The 501-nt window shown below is 59.9% G+C and carries 1 pseudogene; it reads left to right on the top strand.

Annotated elements, in window-relative coordinates:
• Positions 1–411 (top strand): annotated as a pseudogene (locus RA19_RS24820) (Mu transposase C-terminal domain-containing protein); the annotation flags it as partial.
• Between the last annotated feature and the right edge of the window lie 90 nt (positions 412–501).

Genomic DNA, 501 nt, shown 5'->3' with positions numbered 1-501 from the left:
AAAGAAGGCCTGACCGTTCTTGGCGTCCGCTACCATTCGGAACGGCTGGCCGACTGGATGCTGCGTATGGACAAATGCGATGTTGAGCTGCGCTGGCACCCCAAGGACATCGGCGCCATCGAAGTGCGGCTTGGCAACGACTGGTTCACTGTTCCCGCTATTGATCATGAGCTTGATGGCGTGCCCGCGCAGATCTGGCTGTCGGCCACCCGGGACGTGCGGTCCAGGAACCCCAAGGCAAAGCGGATCAACACCGAGGTTGTTCAGCAGGCGATCAAAGCGATCTCCGAACGCAATGCCGAGGCCATGGCACTTGCCAATCTCGTGGTCGAAGATTGGTCTCCGGAGCGCATTGCGCGGGAGGAAAACGGATCTTCCGAGGCGTCCGGTTCGGCAAGCCTAAACAGCTGAAGCAGCCCTCGGAAGGCATCGGCAGCTCTTTCCCGGCACCAGAAGCAGAAACCAGCGGAACCGAGAAAACCGCCAGCAAAAAACCGGCCT

It is taken from the genome of Leisingera sp. ANG-M1 (assembly GCF_000813745.1).
Taxonomy (GTDB): domain Bacteria; phylum Pseudomonadota; class Alphaproteobacteria; order Rhodobacterales; family Rhodobacteraceae; genus Leisingera.
The sequence above is the reverse complement of the archived record's forward strand: the minus strand, read 5'-3'. Positions and strand labels throughout refer to the sequence as shown.